Here is a 17,785-nt window from a genome sequence, read left to right as displayed (position 1 = left end):
CCGACCCTTCCACCGCCGGTCCGGCTCCTCTAGGGTCGGTCCGAAGCAGCGGATCACCGAGAGGCGCACGCATGACCGTCCGTACCACCACCCGCGTCGGCCTCGGGGCGCGCCTGCGCTCGGCCACCGGCCTGCTGGGCGGCTTCGCGGCCACCTCGGCGGCGCACCTGGGCGCGATCGCCTCCGGCGCCTCGGTGCTCCAGAACGCCACCAAGCCGGCCCTGATGCCGCTGCTGGCCGCGCACAGCGTGGCCGCGGCCGCGAAGGCCGGGCGGGAGGCGCCGAAACTGCTGGCACCGGCGCTGCTGCTGAGCGCGGGCGGCGACGTGCTGCTCCAGCTGAAGAACGACCCCGCGTTCCTCGCGGGCATGGGCTCGTTCGCGGCGGCGCACGTCTGCTACGTGACGATGTTCGTCCAGCGCGGCGCGCTCACCGACCGCCGCCGGGCCCTGGTGGTCGCGGCCGCGTACGCGACGGCCTGGGTGGCCCTGGTCGGGCAGCTCTGGCCGGACCTCGGGGACCTGCGCGTCCCGGTGGCCGGCTACAGCCTGCTGCTCGCGTCGACGGCCGTCACCTCGGCCGGGCTGGGCTGGCGGACCGGGCTGGGCGGGGCGCTGTTCCTGCTCTCCGACACGCTGATCGCCACCCAGCTGGCGAAGTGGCGGGAGCTGCCGGGCCATCAGTTCTGGATCATGGCGACCTATGTGCTGGCCCAGTACCTGCTGGCCGACGGCACCCTCCGCCACCAGGACCGGCTGCACCGCGAGGGCGCCGAACCGCGGACCGCCTGACGCACCGGCGCTCCGGAGAACCGGCACGCCGTCCCGACACGCCGCCGCGCCGCCGATCCCGTCGGGATCCAGCGGCGCGGCGCAGGGGCGCAGTGGGGCGCGAGGCCTTCAGGCACCGCGCCTCCGCAGCAGCCAGAAGCCGCCGACACCGCCCGCGACCAGCGCGAGGCCGCCGGCCAGTTCCCCCGGGTTCGCCGCGACCGAACCGCCGAGGCCGGTCTGCACGGCGCCGTGCGGGGCGACCTGCTGGTTGCCGGCGCCGGACTGCCCGAGCGAACCGGCCCACTCCCCCGCGGCCTCGCCCCACTCGCCGAGACCCGGGTTCTTCTGGGGGTTCTTGTCGCCGCCCTTGTCACCGCCCCTGTCGGGCACGGCCACGGTGGTGACCGTGACGCTGGTGGCGAAGGCCCCGCCGTCCGGGCAGGTGCCGTCGACCTTGCTGTCCCCGGCGTGCTGGCCGGCCAGCCGGGCGGAGCCGCTGTGCTTGCCGTCGGGGCCCAGGGTGAGGGTCGCCGGCCCTCCCTCGAAGGCGGCGGAGCGGGCGGTGATGGTCTTGGCGTCGGGCTTGTCCGACTTCTCGCAGGAGACCGTGACCGTCACGGTCTGGCCCGGTGCGGCCTGGGACGGGCTGACCGACGCGGAACCGTCCCTGGCGGATGCGAGGGGGGCCGTCAGGCCGGTCAGCGCCGTCGCGCCGATCAGGGCGGCGGCGGCCGTACGCATGGGGCGCATACCGGAACCTCCGGGATTCTCGGGCGCAGCCGGGGACTCCCATGTCCACGTGGTCGAGCAACTGCACCCGGTCATTCACCGACGGTAGGGACGCGCCCCACGCTCGGCCAGCGCTCACGACCGTTCGGGTTACGACCCGTGACCCGTCGTGACGCCCGCGGCGGGGCTCACGCGTGGCGCTCACCCGGAGTGGCGCTCACGCGGTGCGGCTCAGAGGTCGAGGTCCACCACGACCGGCGCGTGGTCCGAGGTGCCCTTGCCCTTGCGGGCCTCGCGGTCCACGTAGCTGTCGGTGACGGCCTCGACGAAGGGCTTGTTGGCGTAGGTGAGGTCGATCCGCATGCCCCGGTTCTTGGGGAAGGCCAGCTGGCGGTAGTCCCAGTAGGTGTACGGGTGGTCGTACTTGAGCGGGCGGGGCAGCACGTCCTGGAGGCCGATCCCGTCGAGGGCCGCCAGTGCGGCGCGCTCGACCGGGGTGACATGGGTGAGGCCCTCGAAGGCGGCGGCGTCGAAGACGTCGTCGTCGGTCGGGGCGATGTTGAAGTCCCCGAGGACGGCGAACGGGCGGGGGCCGGCGGCGTCCTCGGTGGTGGCCTTGCGCAGCGCCTCCAGCCACTCCAGCTTGTACTGGTAGTGCGCGTGGCCGACCTCGCGGCCGTTCGGCACGTAGACCGACCAGACCCGGACCGGGCCGCAGGTGGCGGCGATGGCGCGCGGCTCGACCTCGGGCAGCAGGGCCCCGTCGGCGAAGTAGCCGGGCTGGTCGGGGAGGCCGCGCACGACGTCGTCCAGGCCGATCCGGGAGACGATCGCGACGCCGTTCCAGCGGCCGTTGCCGTGCGCGGCCGTCTCGTAGCCGAGCTCGCGGACCGCCTCGTACGGGAAGGCGTCGGCCGCGCACTTGAGCTCCTGGAGGCAGAGCACGTCGGGCTTGGCGCTCTCCAGCCACTCCAGGAGCTTGGGCAGCCGCGCGGTGACGGAGTTGATGTTCCAGGTGGCGATGCGGACGGTCACGGCGGGCGGCCTTCCCGGTGGTTCGGTGCGGACGGACATGCAGTCGGGCATACGGACGGGGTGGGCCGCCCCTCGTGCGGGAGGCCCACCCCGAACATACCGCCCGGCACCGACAGGCCGGCCCGGTCAGCCCGCGGGCCGGACCACCGCGGCCGAGCCGCCGCCGCGCCGCACCGGCTCGGCGGCGGCCACCCAGCGGCCGTCCGGCAGCCGTTCCACGCCGGTGGCGGCACCGATCTCGCCGCCGTTGACGAAACTGTGTCCGAGGCCCTCCAGCGCGGCCCGCTCGGGCAGTGCCAGGAAGGCGGGCTCGGCCTGGGTGGTGGCGCTGTTGCGCTGGCTGGCGCGCGGGGCGGCGATGGCCTGCTCCAGGCTCAGGCCCCGGTCGAGCCGGCCGAGCAGCACCTGGAGGGTGGTGGTGATGATGGTCGCGCCGCCGGGGCTGCCGGTGGCCAGCAGCGGCTCGCCGTCGCGCAGCACGACCGTCGGGGACATCGAGGAGCGCGGCCGCTTGCCCGGGCCCGGCAGGTTGGGGTCGGGGACGCCCGGGGCGAGCGGGGTGAAGTCGAAGTCGGTCAGCTCGTTGTTGAGCAGGAAGCCCCGGCCGGGGACGGTGATGCCGCTGCCGCCGGTCTGCTCGATGGTGAGCGTGTAGGAGACGCTGTTGCCCCAGCGGTCGGCGACCGTCAGGTGGGTGGTGTTGGGGCCCTCGTACGGCTCGGGGACGGCCTGGCCGGTGTCGGCGCAGGGGGCCGGGTGGCGCGGGTCGCCGGGGGCGAGCGGGCTGGTCAGCGCGTGGTCCGGGCTGATCAGGCAGGCCCGGGAGGCGGCGTAGCGCTCGGAGAGCAGTTCCCTGGTGGGGACGTCGTTGAAGGCCGGGTCGCCGACCCAGCGGTTGCGGTCGGCGAAGGAGATCCGGGAGGCCTCCAGGAAGTGGTGGTAGTACTGGGTGCCGCTGTACGTGGAGACGTCGCCGCCGTCCTCCAGGATGTTGAGCGCCTCGCCGACGGTGGTGCCGCCGGAGCTGGAGGGGGCCATCGCGTAGACGTCGTAGGCGCCGTGGGAGACGTGGGTGGGCGCCTGGTCGCGGACCCGGTAGTCGGCGAGGTCGGTGGTGTCGACCCTGCCGGGGCGGGCGTTGCGGCCGGACGCCGGGTCGACCGGCGGGTGCTGCACGGTGTTGGCGATGTCCTTGGCCAACTCGCCCTGGTAGAAGGCCTTGACGCCGTCCTTGGCGAGCAGCCGGTAGGTGGCGGCGAGGTCGGGGTTGCGCAGCACGCTGCCGGTCTCGGGGGGCTTGCCGTTCGGCAGGTAGAGCGCGGCGGTGGCCGGGAAGTCCTTGAACCGGGCGTAGTTGTCGGCGGTCTGGCCGCGGAAGGTGTCGTCGACGACGAAGCCGTGGTCGGCGATCCGCTCGGCCGGTTCGAGGTTCTGGGCGAGCGAGCGGGTGCCCCACTTGCGCAGTGCGGCGTCCCAGGTGGCGGGGGTGCCGGGGATTCCGACGGACAGGCCGCTGGTGACGGCGTCGGCGAAGGCCAGCGGTTTGCCGTCCTCCAGGAACAGGCCGCTGTCGGCGGTGCGCCCGGCCGTCTCCCGGCCGTCGATGGTGTGCACCCGGCCGGTGGCGTGGTCGTAGTAGACGAAGTACCCGCCGCCGCCGATGCCGGAGGAGTACGGCTCGGTGACCCCGAGGGCCGCGGCGGCGGCGACGGCCGCGTCCACCGCGTTGCCGCCCTTGCGCAGCACCTCGATGCCGGCGGCGGTGGCGTCGGCGTCGACGGTGGCGACCGCTCCGCCCCGGCCCACCGCCTCGGCCGCCTTCGTCGGCGGGGTCGCGGCGCCGGCCGGTCCGACGCCGGACCAGACCAGCGCGGTGGCGAGCAGCAGTGGTGGTGCGAGACGGGTCAGAGCCCTCATCCGAATCCTCCTGAGTCTGCGTCAACTCAGTTGTTCCACAGGAGGGATGATCCGACAACCACACCGCGCCGCTACCAACGGGTAGTTGGCGGGGCGGGCGGGGGCGCCAGGAGAACAGCCGGCAGGCGCCCCCACCCCGCTACAGCGCGCTGCGCTCCACCCGCCGCCGCTTGATCGTGCGGAAGCGCCGCGCCACCTGCCGGGCCAGGTCAGCCGCGCCGACCAGGCCGGCCTCGTTGCCGAGGGCGGCGTGCACGATGGCGGCCTCCGGGCGGAAACCGCGCCCGGTGAGGGTGCGGCGGAAGGTGTCCCGGGCCGGACCGAGCAGCAGGTCACCGGCCTCGGAGACCCCGCCGCCGATCACGAAGCGGCCCGGGTCCAGCGCGGCGGCCAGGTTGGCGATGCCGACGCCGAGCCAGGTGCCGACCTCGTAGAGCAGCTCGGTCGCGACCGGGTCGCCGTCCTGGGCGGCCTCGGTGACCAGCGGCCCGGTGATGCCCTCGACCGTGCCGCCCGCCCGGGCCAGCAGCGGCTGCACCACCGGCGACTCCTCGGCGACCAGCTCGCGCGCGTCGCGCACCAGGGCGTTGCCGGAGGAGTACTGCTCCCAGCAGCCCCGATTGCCGCACGGGCAGCGGTGGCCGCCGGGCAGCACCTGCATGTGCCCGAACTCGCCCGCCAGGCCGTACTTGCCGCGGTCCACGTAGCCGTCCCGGACCACCGCGCCGCCGATGCCGGTGCCCAGGGTGAGCATCACCATGTGGTCCTCGCCGCGCCCGGCGCCGAAGCGCCACTCGGCCCAGGCGGCCGCGTTGGCGTCGTTCTCCACGATCACCGGGAAGCGCAGCCGCTCGCTGAGCGCCTCCTGGAGCGGCTCGTTGCGCCAGTTGAGGTGCGGGGCGAACAGCACCTTGGAGCGGTCGGCGTCGACCCAGCCGGCCGCGCCGATGCCCACGGCGTGGACGTCGTGCCGGTCGGCGAGCTGGAGCACCAGCTCGACGATGACGTCCTCGACCACCTTGGGGCTCTTGCTCTTGTGCGGCGTGTCCGTGCGCAGCTTCTCCAGCACCTTGCCCTCGCCGTCCACCACCCCGGCGACCACCTTGGTGCCGCCGATGTCGACACCGATCGTGGGCAGCCGCAGTATCCCGGCGGGCAGGGCGCGGCGGCGGCGCTCGGCGCGCGGGCCGAGGCCGAGCAGGGTCGGCAGGACGGGTGGCCGGGTGCTGCCTTGGGAGCCGGTCACGGCTGCGGACGCTCCTCACGGGTGTCGGGTTCTCGGGGGTCGGATTCTCCGGAAGCCGATTCTCCGCCACCGGGGAGCCCGGTGCCGGAGCCGCCGGGGGCGGAGCCACGGGGGTCGGAGAGCGACGGTCGGGCCAGCTCGTGCGAGAGCTCGGCGAGGTCGGAGCCGCCGGCCATCTCGGTGGTGAGCTGTTCGAGGCTGATCTCGGCACGCGGATGGCTGCCCGCCATCCGGCCCCGCCGGAGCAGGGTGAAGTGGTCGCCGACCAGGTACGCGTGGTGCGGGTTGTGGGTGATCAGCACGACCCCCAGCCCGGCGTCGCGGGCGGCGGTGACGTACTTGAGCACCACCCCGGACTGCTTGACGCCGAGCGCGGCGGTGGGCTCGTCCAGGATCAGCACCTTGGCGCCGAAGTGCACCGCGCGGGCGATCGCCACGCACTGGCGCTGCCCGCCGGAGAGGGTGCCGATCGGCCGGTCGACGTCGTACAGGTCGATGCCCATCCGCGCGAGCGCGTCGCGGGTGGTGGCGCGCATCCCCTCGGCGTCCAGCCGCAGGCCGCCCCAGCGGCGCATGCCCTGCTCGGAGCCGAGGAAGAAGTTGCGCCAGACCGGCATCAGCGGGACGACCGCGAGGTCCTGGTAGACGGTGGCGATGCCGCGGTCCAGGGCCTGGCGCGGGGAGTCGAAGCGGACCGCCTCGCCGCCGACGGTGACGGTGCCCTCGTCGTGCTGGTGCAGCCCGGAGATGATCTTGATCAGGGTGGACTTGCCGGCCCCGTTGTCGCCGAGCACGCAGCTGATCTCGCCGGCCCGCAGGGTCAGCGAGACGTCCTGGAGCGCCCGGACGGTGCCGTAGCTCTTGCCGACGCCGTCGAGGGAGAGCAGTTCGGTACCCATGGCTTCCGTGTTCGTCGCGGCCCCCGTGAGGTCCGTGTTCATCGCGGCCCCCGCTCGGCCCGGCGCTTGACGTAGGCGTTCAGCAGCGCGGCCAGCAGCAGCATCGCGCCGAGGAAGAACTTGAACCAGTCCGGGTTCCACTGGGCGTAGATGATCCCCTTGCTGGCCATGCCGAAGATCAGCGCGCCGAGCGCGGAGCCGACCACCGAGCCGTAGCCGCCGGTGATCAGGCAGCCGCCGATGACCGCCGCGACGATGTAGATCAGCTCGTTGCCGACGCCCTCGCCGGACTGCACGGTGTCGAAGGAGAACAGCAGGTGCTGGCCGAGCACCCAGGCGCCGAAGCCGACGCCCAGGTACAGCAGGGTCTTCGTCCGGGCGACCGGCACGCCGACCGCGCGGGCCGCGTCCGCGTCGCCGCCGACCGCGAAGATCCAGTTGCCGAAGCGGGTGCGCAGCAGCACCCAGCTGCCGACCACGAGCAGGCCGAGCCACCACCAGACGGTGGCCTTGATGGTCAGCCCGCCGACGGTCACCTCGGAGGCGAACAGCCAGCGGCAGGCGGCGAAGCCCTCCATGTCGGAGATCGACTTGGTGGAGACGGTGCCGGAGATCGCCTTGGTGACGCCCAGGTTGGCGCCGGTCAGCATCAGGAAGGTGCCGAGCGTGACGATGAAGCTGGGCAGCCTGGTGCGGCCGAGCATCCAGCCGTTGAACCCGCCGATGGCCAGCGTGGTCGCCAGCGAGACCAGCACGCCGACCCAGGTCACCGCGGTGAACTGGTACGAGACCATCGAGGAGGTCAGCGCGGCGGTGGTGACCAGCACGCCGGCCGACAGGTCGAACTCGCCGCCGATCATCAGCAGCGAGACCGGCACCGCCATGATCCCGATGGTGGAGGCCGCGTACAGCACGGTGCCCAGCGAGGAGACCCGCAGGAACGGTTCGGCGACGACGGCGAAGACCGTGAAGACCGCGACGGCGGCGATCAGCGAGCCCAGCTCGGGGCGGGCGAGGAGCCGCCGCAGGGCCGGCGGACGGCCGTCGACCAGGCCGTCGTGGGCGAGGAGGTCGGGGGTGCTCACCTGGTCCCCCTCGCGACGTACTCGGCGAGCGCGTCGGCGTTGTCCTTGGTCAGGATCTGCGGACCGGTCTCGACGGGCTTGCCGCCGCCGAGCATGTTCAGGTTGTACTTGTACAGCCAGACCAGGTCGACGCCGGTGTAGCCCTGGAGGTAGGGCTGCTGGTCGACGGCGAAGCCGACGCTGCCGGACTTGAGCCCGGACACCACCTGCGTGCCCAGGTCGAAGGTGTCCAGCTCGACGGTGCGGTGGGCGTCCTGGACGGCCTGGAGGCCGGTGGCGGCCATCGGGCCGGAGAGGGTCAGCACGGTGTCGATGGACGGGTCGGCCTGCAGCTTGGCGGAGATCGCGGCGCGGGCGTCGGGCATGTCGACGCCGTTGACGTAGAGCACCTGGAAGGCTCCGCCGGACTTGGACTGGGCGCCGGAGCAGCGCTGCTCCTGGCCGACGTTGCCCTGCTCGTGGATCACGCAGAGCACGTTCTTGCGGCCGCGCGAGGCCAGCTCGGTACCGGCCGCCTGGCCGGCGGTGGACTCGTCCTGACCGATGTGGGTCAGCGCGCCGAACTTCTGCGAGTACTCCTGACCGGAGTTGATCGTGATCACGGGGATGCCGGCGGCCTTGGCCTTGCCGAGGACGTCCGCCATGGCGTCGCCCTTGGCGAGGGTGACCAGCAGGCCGTCGACCTTCTGGTCGATGGCGGCCTGGACGAGCTGGACCTGGTTCTGGGTCTGCGCGTCGTTGGAGTACAGGAAGGTGATGTTGTCCTTGGCGGCGGCCTGCTCGGCGCCCTTGCGCACAGTGTCCCAGAAGGCGTCGCCGGCTCCGGCGTGGGTCACCATGGCGACCTTCCAGCGCGGAGTCGAGACGGCGCCGCCGCCGGTGGCCGCGGCCTTGGCGCGGGCCTCCTCGGCGCGTCTGCCTCCAGTACTGCTGCAACCGGCCACGGCGACCGCGAGTGCCAGGACGGCACACGCGGGCCAGAGGCGGTGGGACGGGCGAAAGCGGGTGATGCTCATCCCCATAGTCTCCCTGCCCGTGCCGCGCGGTATCGCACCGCCTCGCCCGGCAGCGCGAACGGCCTGGGAGGTAAGGTGCCCCGGGGGACCTTTCCTGGTAGTTCGCTGAACATCTGGTCCGGACGACGTCCGTTCGGGTGGCAGACTAGGCGCCGATCCGAAGGCGGTTCATCACAAGAAAGTGATGTTCCTCTCAGGTTCCGCACAGATTCGGACGGCAACCGATCACCGGTCCATCGCCGTCTGATGCCATTGACGTGCGTTCGGGCGAGTGGGCCCCGGGCGGCGTGCGACCCGGATACGAGAACTCGATGGAACTGACAGGTACGCCATTCTTCCTCCTCACCGTCATCCTGGTGCCGGTGTCCATCACAGTGGCGTTGCTGTTCTGGGGGAAGGTCGGCGGCCCGCAGCCGGTACGCTACCTCACCCGGATCGTCATGATCATGTTCTGCCAGGTCACGGCCGTCCTGATGGTCTTCGTGATGGTCAACAACGCCAACCTGATCTACGGCAACTGGGACGACCTGCTCGGCACCGGCAACCACGTCCGCGCGGTGCCCGTGGTGGCGCCGGTCGACCCGGCCGCGGCCGCCGCCGGCGGCCAGGGCGCCGAGCCCGCCAAGGAGCCGCAGAAGGTCAAGCAGAGCTTCGGCGGCGTGAACGACCCGCTCGTCCCGAACGACGTGCAGCGGACCGAGCTCAAGGGCCAGGTGTCCGGGGTCGACGGCGAGGTGCTGGTCTGGCTGCCGCCGCAGTACAACGACCCGGCGTTCAAGGACAAGAAGTTCCCCGTGGTCGAGCTGATCCCGGGCTACCCCGGCTCCTCCTCCACCTGGTACGGCACCCTCAAGGTCTCCGAGCAGCTCAAGCCGCTGATGCAGCAGGGCAAGGTCGCCCCGTTCATCCTGGTCTCGCCCCGCACGAAGCTGCTGAACAACCAGGACGCCGGCTGCACCGACATCCCCGGCAAGATCAACGCCGACGCCTGGGTCACCCGCGACGTCCCGCAGATGGTGCTGGACAACTTCCGCGCGGACCCGTCCGCGGACCGCTGGGCGATCGCCGGCTACTCGGCCGGCGCGCACTGCGCGGCCAAGCTGTCGCTGGCCCACCCCAACCGGTACCGGGCCGCCATCGCGATGTCCGGCTACAACGACCCGGCCCAGGAGCCGGACTCCCTGGTCGGCAAGGACGCCAAGCTGCGCGAGGCCAACAACCCGGTCAACATCCTGAAGACCGCCCCGCAGCCGCCGAAGGTCGCCCTGCTGGTCAGCGGCTCCAAGGGCGACGGCTACGAGGACGGCGAGGCGATCCGCGCCGCGGCCAAGGCCCCGACCACCGTCCAGGTCGAGGAGGGCACCGGCCCGCACACCACCGAGCAGTGGAAGAAGATGGTCCCGGCCGCCTTCCAGTGGCTGACCTCGGTCATCCCGGTCCAGTAGGCCGGCCGGCAACAGCGAACCGTACGGGAAGGGCCCGCCGCGACCGAGGTCGCGGCGGGCCCTTCCGCTTGTCCGGACGCGGCGTCAGGCCAGCTCCAGCGCCAGGTAGAAGTCCACCCGGTCCTCCAGCCGGGAGAGGTCACGCCCGGTCAGCTCCTCGATCCGGCCGATCCGGTACCGCAGGGTGTTCACGTGGACGTGCAGCTGCGCGGCGCAGCGGGTCCAGGAGCCGTCCGAGCGCAGGAAGGCCTCCAGGGTGCGGACCAGGTCCGCCTGGTGCTCGATGTCGTACGCGATCACCGTGTCCAGCAGCCGGCTGCGGAAGGCCCGGCGCACCTCGTCCGGGACGGCGGCCAGCAGCAGGACGTGCGAGGCGAGCTCCTCGGGGCCCGCGACGCAGACCCGGCCGACCCGGGAGGCGGCGATCCGGCGGGCGTGCCGGGCCTCCTCCAGGGCGCCGCGCAGGCCGCCGGCCCCGGCCGCGGGGGCGGAGACGCCGAGGGTGATCCGGCCCTCCGAGCCGAGCCCGGCCTCCAGCGGGGCGAGCAGTTCGCGCAGGGCGTCGGCGGGCACCGGGGCGTCCAGGACGGGCAGCACCACCACGGCGCCGGTGCCCGTCCCGGCGACCAGGGCGCGGTCGGAGGCGCCGCCGAGCGCCTCCTCCAGCACCGCCCGTACGGCGCCCTCCGGCAGGCCGGTGCCCTCGGCGCTGAGCACCAGCCAGGAGCCGTCCTCCGCCTGGGACTTGGCCCCGGGGCCCTCGTAGCGGGCGGCCATCGCCGAGGAGGCGTACAGGGCGCGGCCGACCTCGGCCGGGTCGGCGTCGCGGCGCAGCAGGGCGAGCAGTTCGTCGGCGAGGCGGCGGCGCAGCCGGCGGCCCTCGTCGCGGCGGTGGCGCTCGGCGGCGACCAGCCGGGCCAGGTTTTCGGCGAGCTGCTGGCGCTTGGTGGTCCACTCGGTGACGTCGCCGGCCACCGCCAGCACCCAGTCGGCCAGCAGGCCGCCGCCGGCCGGCGGCTCGTCGTGCTCGGCGGAGGCCGGGGCGGGCAGCAGCGAGAAGGAGCCGGCGGCCAATCGGGCCCGGTGCGGCGGGCGGCGGCGCTGGCGCTGGGCGGCGAGGTGGGCGCGGACCAGCTGGTCGCGGTCCTGGGCGGAGAGCCGGTCGGCGGGGCCTGCGATCACCGCACCGGTCGGGGTGAGCACCCAGCAGTCCAGGTCGAGGTCGCCGCCGAGCAGGTCGAGCACCGCGTCCAGTCCGCCGCCGCCGGCCGCCGAGACCAGCAGGCGGTGCCGGTCGACCAGGGCGGCGAGGTCGGCGGCGCGGTCGGCGGAGACCTGGCGGCCGATGAACTCGGTGACGGTGCCGAAGGCGATGTCGTCGGGGACGGCGAGCAGCGGCATCCGGTGCCGGCGGCAGGCCTCGACCAGGTCCTCGGGCACCGGGCCGACCTCGGCCTCGCCGGCCGCCAGGGCCACCGCGCCGCCGGCCGCGAGGGTGCGGACGAAGCGCTCGGAGTCGGCCGGGACGGTGCGCCAGAGCATGCCGGTGAGCACCAGTTCGCCGCCGTGCAGGTAGCGGCCCGGGTCCTGGAGGTCCGTCGTCATCACGCCGCTGACCTGCCGGTCCAGCTCTTCCTCGGCCGCGAGCAGGCGCAGTCGCGGGGCGCCGGGGGCGAGCAGGTCACGGACGCGCATCCGCGGACTCCTTAACGGGGGCTTGGGGGGAGGGTGAAGGGGTAACGATAGGGCCAGTCCGGCCGGGCGTCCGCCCGGGTCCGTAGCCCGCGCGTCACGGCCGGATTACGGTCGTAGGTAGCACCCGGCGGACACCTGGGCTGCGAGGTTCTCCTCCTTAGAGGAACGTACAGGATGCCGGGCGGGCTCACAGCCGGGGCTTCATGCCATCGGTGACTGCCAGCGGGCCGCGTCGCGGCGGTTCACTGGGCGACACGCCGCCGGGCACCCGGCGGGCGACGACTTGAGGAGACACCCGCATGGAGTTCCTTCGGCCCGCCACCTGGGACGAGGCACTCGCGGCGAAGGCCGAGTACCCGACCGCGCTGCCCGTTTCGGGCGGCACGGACGTCATGGTCGAGCTGAACTTCGACGTGCACCGGCCATCCGCGATTCTCGACCTGAACCGCATCACCGAACTCGCCGAATGGTCGAACGACGGCGAGGTGGTGAGGCTCGGCGCCGCGGTCCCGTACGCCCGGATCATCGCGGAGCTGTCCGGTCCGCTGCCCGGGCTGGCCCTGGCGGCCCACACCGTCGGCTCGCCGCAGATCCGCAACCGCGGCAGCGTCGGCGGCAACCTCGGCGCGGCCTCCCCGGCCGGCGACTCGCACCCGGCGCTGCTCGCGGCCGGGCGGGACGTGTTCGTCGAGGCGGCCTCGGTGCGCGGCACCCGGCTGATCCCGATCGACGACTTCTACGTCGGGGTGAAGCGCAACCTGCTGGAGGCCGACGAGCTGATCCGGGCCGTGCTCATCCCGGTGGCGGACGGGCCGCAGCAGTTCTCGAAGATCGGCACCCGCAACGCCATGGTGATCGCGGTCTGCGCGTTCGGCTTCGCCCTGCACCCGCGGAACGGGACCGTCGGCACCGGCATCGGTTCGGCCGCCCCCACACCGCGCCGCGCCGTCGAGGCCGAGGAGTACCTCCAGGGCGTGCTCGCCGAGCGCGGGCTGTGGGAGTCCGGGGAGCTGCTGGGAGCCGAGGTGGTCCAGCGCTTCGGCGAGCTGGTGAAGGCCGCGGCCTCGCCGATCGACGACGTCCGCGGCACCGCCGACTACCGCCGGCACGCGCTCGCCGTGATGGCCCGCCGCACCCTCACCTGGACCTGGAACGACTACGGCAAGCAGATCAGGAGCGCGGCATGAAGGTCACTTTCACCGCCAACGGCAGGCCCGTCGAGGCCGACGACGTGTGGGAGGGCGAGAGCCTGCTGTACGTGCTGCGCGAGCGGGTCGGCCTGCCCGGCTCGAAGAACGCCTGCGAGCAGGGCGAGTGCGGCTCCTGCACGGTCTACCTGGACGGCCTCCCGGTCTGCTCCTGCCTGGTCGCGGCCGGCCAGGTGCAGGACCGCGAGGTGCGCACGGTCGAGGGCCTGGGCACGGAGGACGGCGAACTGGGCCTGGTCCAGCAGGCGTTCGTCGACGCCGGCGCCGTCCAGTGCGGCTTCTGCACCCCCGGCCTGCTGGTGCAGACCGACGCGCTGCTGGCCGAGGACCCGCAGCCGAGCGACGACGACATCCGCGAGGCGCTGTCCGGCAACCTGTGCCGCTGCACCGGCTACGAGAAGATCATGGACGCGGTGCGGCTAGCCTCGGCCCGCGCGTGCGCGGGGACGGAGGGCGCGGCGTGAGTGCGCGGACCATCCAGGGGCAGAAGAACCTGCAGAACATCAACCAGGCGGCCAAGGACGGCATCGGCGGCTCGCCGCTGCGCCCGGACGGCAACCTGAAGGTCCGGGGCGAGTTCGCCTACTCCTCCGACCTGTGGCACGAGGACATGCTCTGGGGCACGGCGCTGCGCTCGCCGCACCCCCGGGCGAACATCCTGTCGGTGGACGTCTCCGAGGCGCTCAAGGTGCCCGGGGTGTACGCGGTGCTGACGCACGAGGACATCCCCGGCTCGAAGTACTACGGCCTGGAGATCCAGGACCAGCCGGTCCTGGCCATCGACCGGATCCGCTACCACGGCGAGGCGATCGCGCTGGTCGCCGCCGACCACCCGGAGACGGCCCGCCGGGCGGTGAAGAAGATCGCGGTCGAGTACGAGGTGCTCACCCCGATCGTCACCGAGGAGCAGTGCCTCGACCCGGAGACGTACGGGTACGTGCACGAGCCGCACGAGTACAAGTCCCACGCGTACGGCAACATCTGCCACGAGCAGCGGCTGGTCTCCGGCCGCGGCGTGACCGACGAGGTGCGGGCGCTGGCGGACGTGGTCGTCAGCGGCGACTACGAGGTCGGCATGCAGGACCAGGCCTTCCTCGGCCCGGAGTCCGGCCTCGCGGTGCCCGCCGAGGACGGCGGAATCGACCTCTACATCGCCACCCAGTGGCTGCACGTCGACCGCCAGCAGATGGCGCCGGTGCTGGACCTGCCGGAGGAGAAGGTCCGGCTGACCCTGGCCGGCGTGGGCGGCGCGTTCGGCGGCCGCGAGGACCTGTCGATGCAGATCCACGCCTGCCTGCTGGCCCAGCACACCGGCAAGCCGGTCAAGATCGTCTACTCCCGGGACGAGTCCTTCTTCGGCCACGTGCACCGCCACCCGGCGCGGATGCACTACGAACACGGCGCCACCCGGGACGGCCGGCTGGTCTACGCCGACTGCCGGATCGTGCTGGACGGCGGCGCGTACGCCTCCGCCTCCCCCGCCGTGGTCGGCAACGCGGCCTCGCTCGGGCACGGCCCGTACGTGATCCCCAACGTGCGGATGCACGCCATCGCGCTGTACAGCAACAACCCGTCCTGCGGGGCGATGCGCGGCTTCGGCGCGGTGCAGGCGGCGTTCGGCTACGAGTCGCAGATGGACAAGCTGGCCGCCGCCCTGGGCATGGACCCGGTGGAGCTGCGGCAGCTCAACGCGATGTCCGAGGGCGACTTCATGCCCACCGGCCAGCAGATCGACTCCCCCGCGCCGGTGGCCGAACTGCTGCGGCGGGCCAAGGAGATGCCGCTGCCGCCGCCGCTGGACACCGAGCACCTCGACGTCCGCCGGCTGCCCGGCGCGCTGTCCAACACCTCGCACGGCGAGGGGATCGTCCGCGGCGTCGGCTACTCGGTCGGCATCAAGAACGTCGGCTTCTCCGAGGGCTTCGACGACTACTCCACCGCCCGGGTGCGGCTGGAGGTGATCGGCGGCGAGCCGGTCGCCATGGTGCACACCGCGGCGGCCGAGGTCGGCCAGGGCGGCGTCACCGTGCACGCCCAGATCGCCCGCACCGAGCTGGGCGTCGAGCAGGTCACCATCCACCCGGCCAACACCGAGGTGGGGTCGGCCGGTTCGACCTCCGCCTCGCGCCAGACGTACATGACCGGCGGGGCGGTGAAGCTGGCCGCCGAGGCCGTCCGCCGGGAGCTGTTCGACAAGGGGCGCCGTCGCTACGGCTGGACCCACGACGACCTGGTGCTGGCCGACGGCAAGGTGGTGTCGAAGAGCGCCGGCGCGCTGGTCTCCATCGTCGACCTGCTCGGCGACGAGGCCGTCGAGCAGACCCGCGAGCACCACCACCGGCCCACCCAGGCCTTCGACAAGGAGACCGGCCAGGGCTTCGGCCACGTCCAGTACACCTTCTGCGCCAACCGCGCGGTGGTGGACGTGGACGTGGAGCTGGGCCTGGTCAAGGTGGTCGAGCTCACCGCCGTCCAGGACGTCGGCAAGGCGCTCAACCCGCTCTCCGTGGTCGGCCAGATCCAGGGCGGCTGCACCCAGGCGCTGGGCCTCGCGGTGATGGAGGAGATCATCGTGCGGGAGGGCAAGGTGCGCAACGCCTCCTTCACCGACTACCTGATCCCCACCATCCTGGACACCCCGCCGATCCCGGTGGAGGTACTCGAACTGCCCGACCCCAACGCCCCGTACGGGCTGCGCGGGGTCGGCGAGGCGCCGACCGTCTCGGCGACGCCGTCCATCGTGGCCGCCATCCGCAACGCCACCGGGCTGGCGCTCAACCGGATCCCGGTCCGGCCGGAGCACCTGACCACCGAACGGCCGCTCTGACGGCCCGAGTTCGTCCTCCCCGGGGCGGCGACCGTCTTCCCCACCGCCCCGGGGACCCTAGGGCGCCCCCGCCACCCCGGAGGCGTCCCCGTACACCCGCTGCCCTGCCCACGCCGGGGCCCGCAGCGGTGCGCACCACCCTCTGATGCACCACACCCTCTGATGCACCGCGGGCACTCCCCCGCTGCTCATGAGTGCCCCCGTGAGTCGATACGTCCCCCTACGCCGCTTCGTTGACCGGCGGTCAGGTCGGCTCGCCCACCCCAACCCCCTTTGACACTTGGGATGGACATGACCAGAATCCCCACGGAGCCCGGCCCCACCGAAGACAGACCCGCCGAGGACGGACCCGCCGGGAACGAACCCGGCACGTCGCCCCAGGAAGCCCCGCGCCCCACCGGCGCACTGGACGCCTACTTCAAGATCTCGGCCCGGGGATCGACCCTCGCCAACGAACTGCGCGGTGGGGTCACCACCTTCATGGCGATGGCGTACATCATCCTGCTCAACCCGCTCATCCTGAGCGGCGCGGACGCGACCGGCGCCAAACTGGACCCCGCCGCGCTGACCACCGCCACCGCGCTGGCCGCCGCCGTCACCACCGTCCTGATGGGCCTGGTCGGCAACGTGCCGCTCGCCCTCGCCGCCGGGCTCTCCGTCTCCGGCGCGGTCTCCGCGCTGGTCGTCCCGCACACCACCTGGGCGCAGGCCATGGGCCTGTGCGTGATCTACGGCCTGCTGATCGTGCTGCTGGTCGTCTCCGGGCTGCGCGAGCGGATCATGAACGGCATCCCGCTGCCGCTCAAGCACGCCATCACCATCGGCATCGGCCTGTTCGTCACGGTGATCGGCCTCTACAAGGCCGGGTTCATGCACACCGGCGGCCCCACCCCGCTCTCGCTCGGCCCGACCGGCGAGCTGTCCGGCTGGCCGGTGCTGGTCTTCTGCGTCACCCTGCTGGCGATCTTCGTGCTGATGGCGCGCGGCGTCCGCGGCGCGATCCTGCTCGGCATCGCCGGCGGCACCGTGCTCGCGGTGATCGTCAACCGGGCCGCCCACGTGCCCGCCGGGGCCTGGCGGAACTCGGTGCCGGTCTGGCCCGGCAGCCCCGTCTCCGCACCGGACTTCGGCCTGTTCGGCCACGTCGACCTGTTCGGCGCGTTCGGCGGCCACGGCATGGGTGCGATCAGCGCCTCGGTCGCGGTGTTCACCCTGGTGCTGGCCGGCTTCTTCGACGCGATGGCCACCATCATCGGCGTCGGCACCGAGGCCGGACTGGCCGACCGGCGCGGCCGGATGCCCGGACTGTCCAAGGCGCTGTTCATCGACGGCGCGGGCGGCGCGGTCGGCGGCCTGGCGGGCGCCTCCGGGCAGACCGTCTTCGTCGAGTCCGCCACCGGCGTCGGCGACGGCGCCCGCACCGGACTCGCCTCCACCGTCACCGGCGCCCTGTTCGCGCTGATGCTGTTCTTCTCGCCGATCGCCGGGATCGTCCCGGTCGAGGTGGCCTCGGCCGCCCTGGTCGTGATCGGCTCGATGATGATGAGCCAGGCCCGGCACATCGACTGGTCCGACCGCGAGGTGGCCGTCCCGGCCTTCCTCACCTGCGTGCTGATGCCGTTCACGTACAGCATCACCGCGGGCGTCGCGGCCGGCGTCATCTCGTACACCGTCATCAAGGCCGGGCTGGGGCGCTGGCGCGAGCCCGGGGTACTGATGTGGATCCTCACCGCGGTGTTCGTGGTGTACTTCGCGATCACCCCGGTCAAGTCCTGGCTGGGCGTGCACTAGGCACCCGGGCGCCTTCGCCCTGTTCGCGCCCGCGTCGGGCAGGACCGCCTCGGGTGCCACCGCCGCCGTACGGGATCGTTTCCCGTACGGCGGCGTCTCCCGCTACTGTCGAAACCGTG

The 17,785-nt window shown here is 73.0% G+C and carries 14 protein-coding genes; 6 read left to right on the top strand and 8 right to left on the bottom strand.

The features are described 5' to 3' along the window. Nucleotides 1-71 precede the first annotated feature (71 nt). Nucleotides 72-791 carry a lysoplasmalogenase gene (locus tag ACFY4B_RS19785; RefSeq protein WP_049654491.1) on the top strand — a complete coding sequence of 240 codons (720 nt, stop codon included), beginning with the start codon at nt 72-74 and terminating at the stop codon, nt 789-791. Nucleotides 792-899: 108 nt separating this feature from the next. Here ACFY4B_RS19785 and ACFY4B_RS19780 read toward each other — a convergent pair whose 3' ends face one another. From ACFY4B_RS19780 to ACFY4B_RS19750, 7 genes are all read right to left on the bottom strand, one after another. Beyond that, nucleotides 900-1,523, bottom strand: a complete 624-nt coding sequence (locus tag ACFY4B_RS19780) for a hypothetical protein (RefSeq protein WP_049654489.1) — start codon at nt 1,521-1,523, stop codon at nt 900-902. Nucleotides 1,524-1,733: 210 nt separating this feature from the next. Then, a complete protein-coding gene (locus tag ACFY4B_RS19775; protein WP_387969355.1) occupies nt 1,734-2,576 on the bottom strand; it encodes an exodeoxyribonuclease III in 843 nt (280 codons plus the stop codon). An 87-nt stretch (nt 2,577-2,663) separates the two neighbouring features. After that, entirely contained in the window at nt 2,664-4,454 is a 1,791-nt protein-coding gene (ggt, locus tag ACFY4B_RS19770; RefSeq protein WP_387969352.1) for a gamma-glutamyltransferase, read from the bottom strand. Between the two features lie 139 nt (nt 4,455-4,593). After that, nucleotides 4,594-5,700, bottom strand: coding sequence for an ROK family glucokinase (locus tag ACFY4B_RS19765; protein ID WP_387969350.1), 1,107 nt, complete (start codon nt 5,698-5,700; stop codon nt 4,594-4,596). After that, the gene (locus ACFY4B_RS19760; protein ID WP_234348494.1) at nt 5,697-6,599 is read right to left on the bottom strand and encodes an ATP-binding cassette domain-containing protein; all 903 of its coding nucleotides are present in this window, start codon (nt 6,597-6,599) and stop codon (nt 5,697-5,699) included. Before ACFY4B_RS19760 ends, ACFY4B_RS19765 begins: the two co-directional genes overlap by 4 nt. A 38-nt stretch (nt 6,600-6,637) precedes the next feature. Next, on the bottom strand, nt 6,638-7,684 hold the full coding sequence (locus tag ACFY4B_RS19755; protein WP_380781404.1) for an ABC transporter permease: 1,047 nt from the start codon (nt 7,682-7,684) through the stop codon (nt 6,638-6,640). After that, nucleotides 7,681-8,700: a sugar ABC transporter substrate-binding protein gene (locus tag ACFY4B_RS19750; RefSeq protein WP_049654482.1), complete on the bottom strand. Its 1,020-nt coding sequence runs from the start codon at nt 8,698-8,700 to the stop codon at nt 7,681-7,683. Before ACFY4B_RS19750 ends, ACFY4B_RS19755 begins: the two co-directional genes overlap by 4 nt. 311 nt (nt 8,701-9,011) lie before the next feature. Between ACFY4B_RS19750 and ACFY4B_RS19745 the strand changes: the two genes are divergently transcribed. Next, nucleotides 9,012-10,145 carry an esterase family protein gene (locus ACFY4B_RS19745; protein ID WP_049654481.1) on the top strand — a complete coding sequence of 378 codons (1,134 nt, stop codon included), beginning with the start codon at nt 9,012-9,014 and terminating at the stop codon, nt 10,143-10,145. A gap of 84 nt (nt 10,146-10,229) precedes the next feature. Here ACFY4B_RS19745 and ACFY4B_RS19740 read toward each other — a convergent pair whose 3' ends face one another. After that, on the bottom strand, nt 10,230-11,840 hold the full coding sequence (locus ACFY4B_RS19740) for a PucR family transcriptional regulator ligand-binding domain-containing protein (protein WP_074004317.1): 1,611 nt from the start codon (nt 11,838-11,840) through the stop codon (nt 10,230-10,232). A gap of 299 nt (nt 11,841-12,139) precedes the next feature. Between ACFY4B_RS19740 and ACFY4B_RS19735 the strand changes: the two genes are divergently transcribed. From ACFY4B_RS19735 to ACFY4B_RS19720, 4 genes are all read left to right on the top strand, one after another. Then, entirely contained in the window at nt 12,140-13,027 is an 888-nt protein-coding gene (locus ACFY4B_RS19735; RefSeq protein WP_049654028.1) for a xanthine dehydrogenase family protein subunit M, read from the top strand. Beyond that, a complete protein-coding gene (locus ACFY4B_RS19730; RefSeq protein WP_074004315.1) occupies nt 13,024-13,512 on the top strand; it encodes a (2Fe-2S)-binding protein in 489 nt (162 codons plus the stop codon). The genes ACFY4B_RS19735 and ACFY4B_RS19730 overlap by 4 nt, the downstream gene beginning before the upstream one ends. Beyond that, nucleotides 13,509-15,875, top strand: a complete 2,367-nt coding sequence (gene pucD / locus ACFY4B_RS19725; protein WP_198959433.1) for a xanthine dehydrogenase subunit D — start codon at nt 13,509-13,511, stop codon at nt 15,873-15,875. Before ACFY4B_RS19730 ends, pucD begins: the two co-directional genes overlap by 4 nt. Before the next feature lie 291 nt (nt 15,876-16,166). Next, nucleotides 16,167-17,666 (top strand): NCS2 family permease, encoded by a 1,500-nt coding sequence (locus tag ACFY4B_RS19720; RefSeq protein ID WP_387969346.1) that lies wholly within the window; start codon nt 16,167-16,169, stop codon nt 17,664-17,666. Nucleotides 17,667-17,785 lie beyond the last annotated feature (119 nt).

The sequence above is a fragment of the Kitasatospora sp. NPDC001261 genome, from assembly GCF_042896795.1.
Lineage (GTDB): Bacteria > Actinomycetota > Actinomycetes > Streptomycetales > Streptomycetaceae > Kitasatospora.
The sequence above is the reverse complement of the archived record's forward strand: the minus strand, read 5'-3'. Positions and strand labels throughout refer to the sequence as shown.

What these genes read in the sequence shown, in the direction of transcription:
- ACFY4B_RS19785 (WP_049654491.1), top strand. Translation starts at nt 72, where the DNA reads ATGACCGTCCGTACCACCACCCGCGTCGGCCTCGGGGCGCGCCTGCGC.
- ACFY4B_RS19735 (WP_049654028.1), top strand. Translation starts at nt 12,140, where the DNA reads ATGGAGTTCCTTCGGCCCGCCACCTGGGACGAGGCACTCGCGGCGAAG.
- ACFY4B_RS19745 (WP_049654481.1), top strand. Translation starts at nt 9,012, where the DNA reads ATGGAACTGACAGGTACGCCATTCTTCCTCCTCACCGTCATCCTGGTG.
- ACFY4B_RS19720 (WP_387969346.1), top strand. Translation starts at nt 16,167, where the DNA reads ATGACCAGAATCCCCACGGAGCCCGGCCCCACCGAAGACAGACCCGCC.
- ggt (WP_387969352.1), bottom strand. Translation starts at nt 4,454, where the DNA reads ATGAGGGCTCTGACCCGTCTCGCACCACCACTGCTGCTCGCCACCGCG.
- ACFY4B_RS19730 (WP_074004315.1), top strand. Translation starts at nt 13,024, where the DNA reads ATGAAGGTCACTTTCACCGCCAACGGCAGGCCCGTCGAGGCCGACGAC.
- ACFY4B_RS19740 (WP_074004317.1), bottom strand. Translation starts at nt 11,840, where the DNA reads ATGCGCGTCCGTGACCTGCTCGCCCCCGGCGCCCCGCGACTGCGCCTG.
- ACFY4B_RS19775 (WP_387969355.1), bottom strand. Translation starts at nt 2,576, where the DNA reads ATGTCCGTCCGCACCGAACCACCGGGAAGGCCGCCCGCCGTGACCGTC.
- ACFY4B_RS19780 (WP_049654489.1), bottom strand. Translation starts at nt 1,523, where the DNA reads ATGCGCCCCATGCGTACGGCCGCCGCCGCCCTGATCGGCGCGACGGCG.
- ACFY4B_RS19750 (WP_049654482.1), bottom strand. Translation starts at nt 8,700, where the DNA reads ATGAGCATCACCCGCTTTCGCCCGTCCCACCGCCTCTGGCCCGCGTGT.
- ACFY4B_RS19760 (WP_234348494.1), bottom strand. Translation starts at nt 6,599, where the DNA reads ATGGGTACCGAACTGCTCTCCCTCGACGGCGTCGGCAAGAGCTACGGC.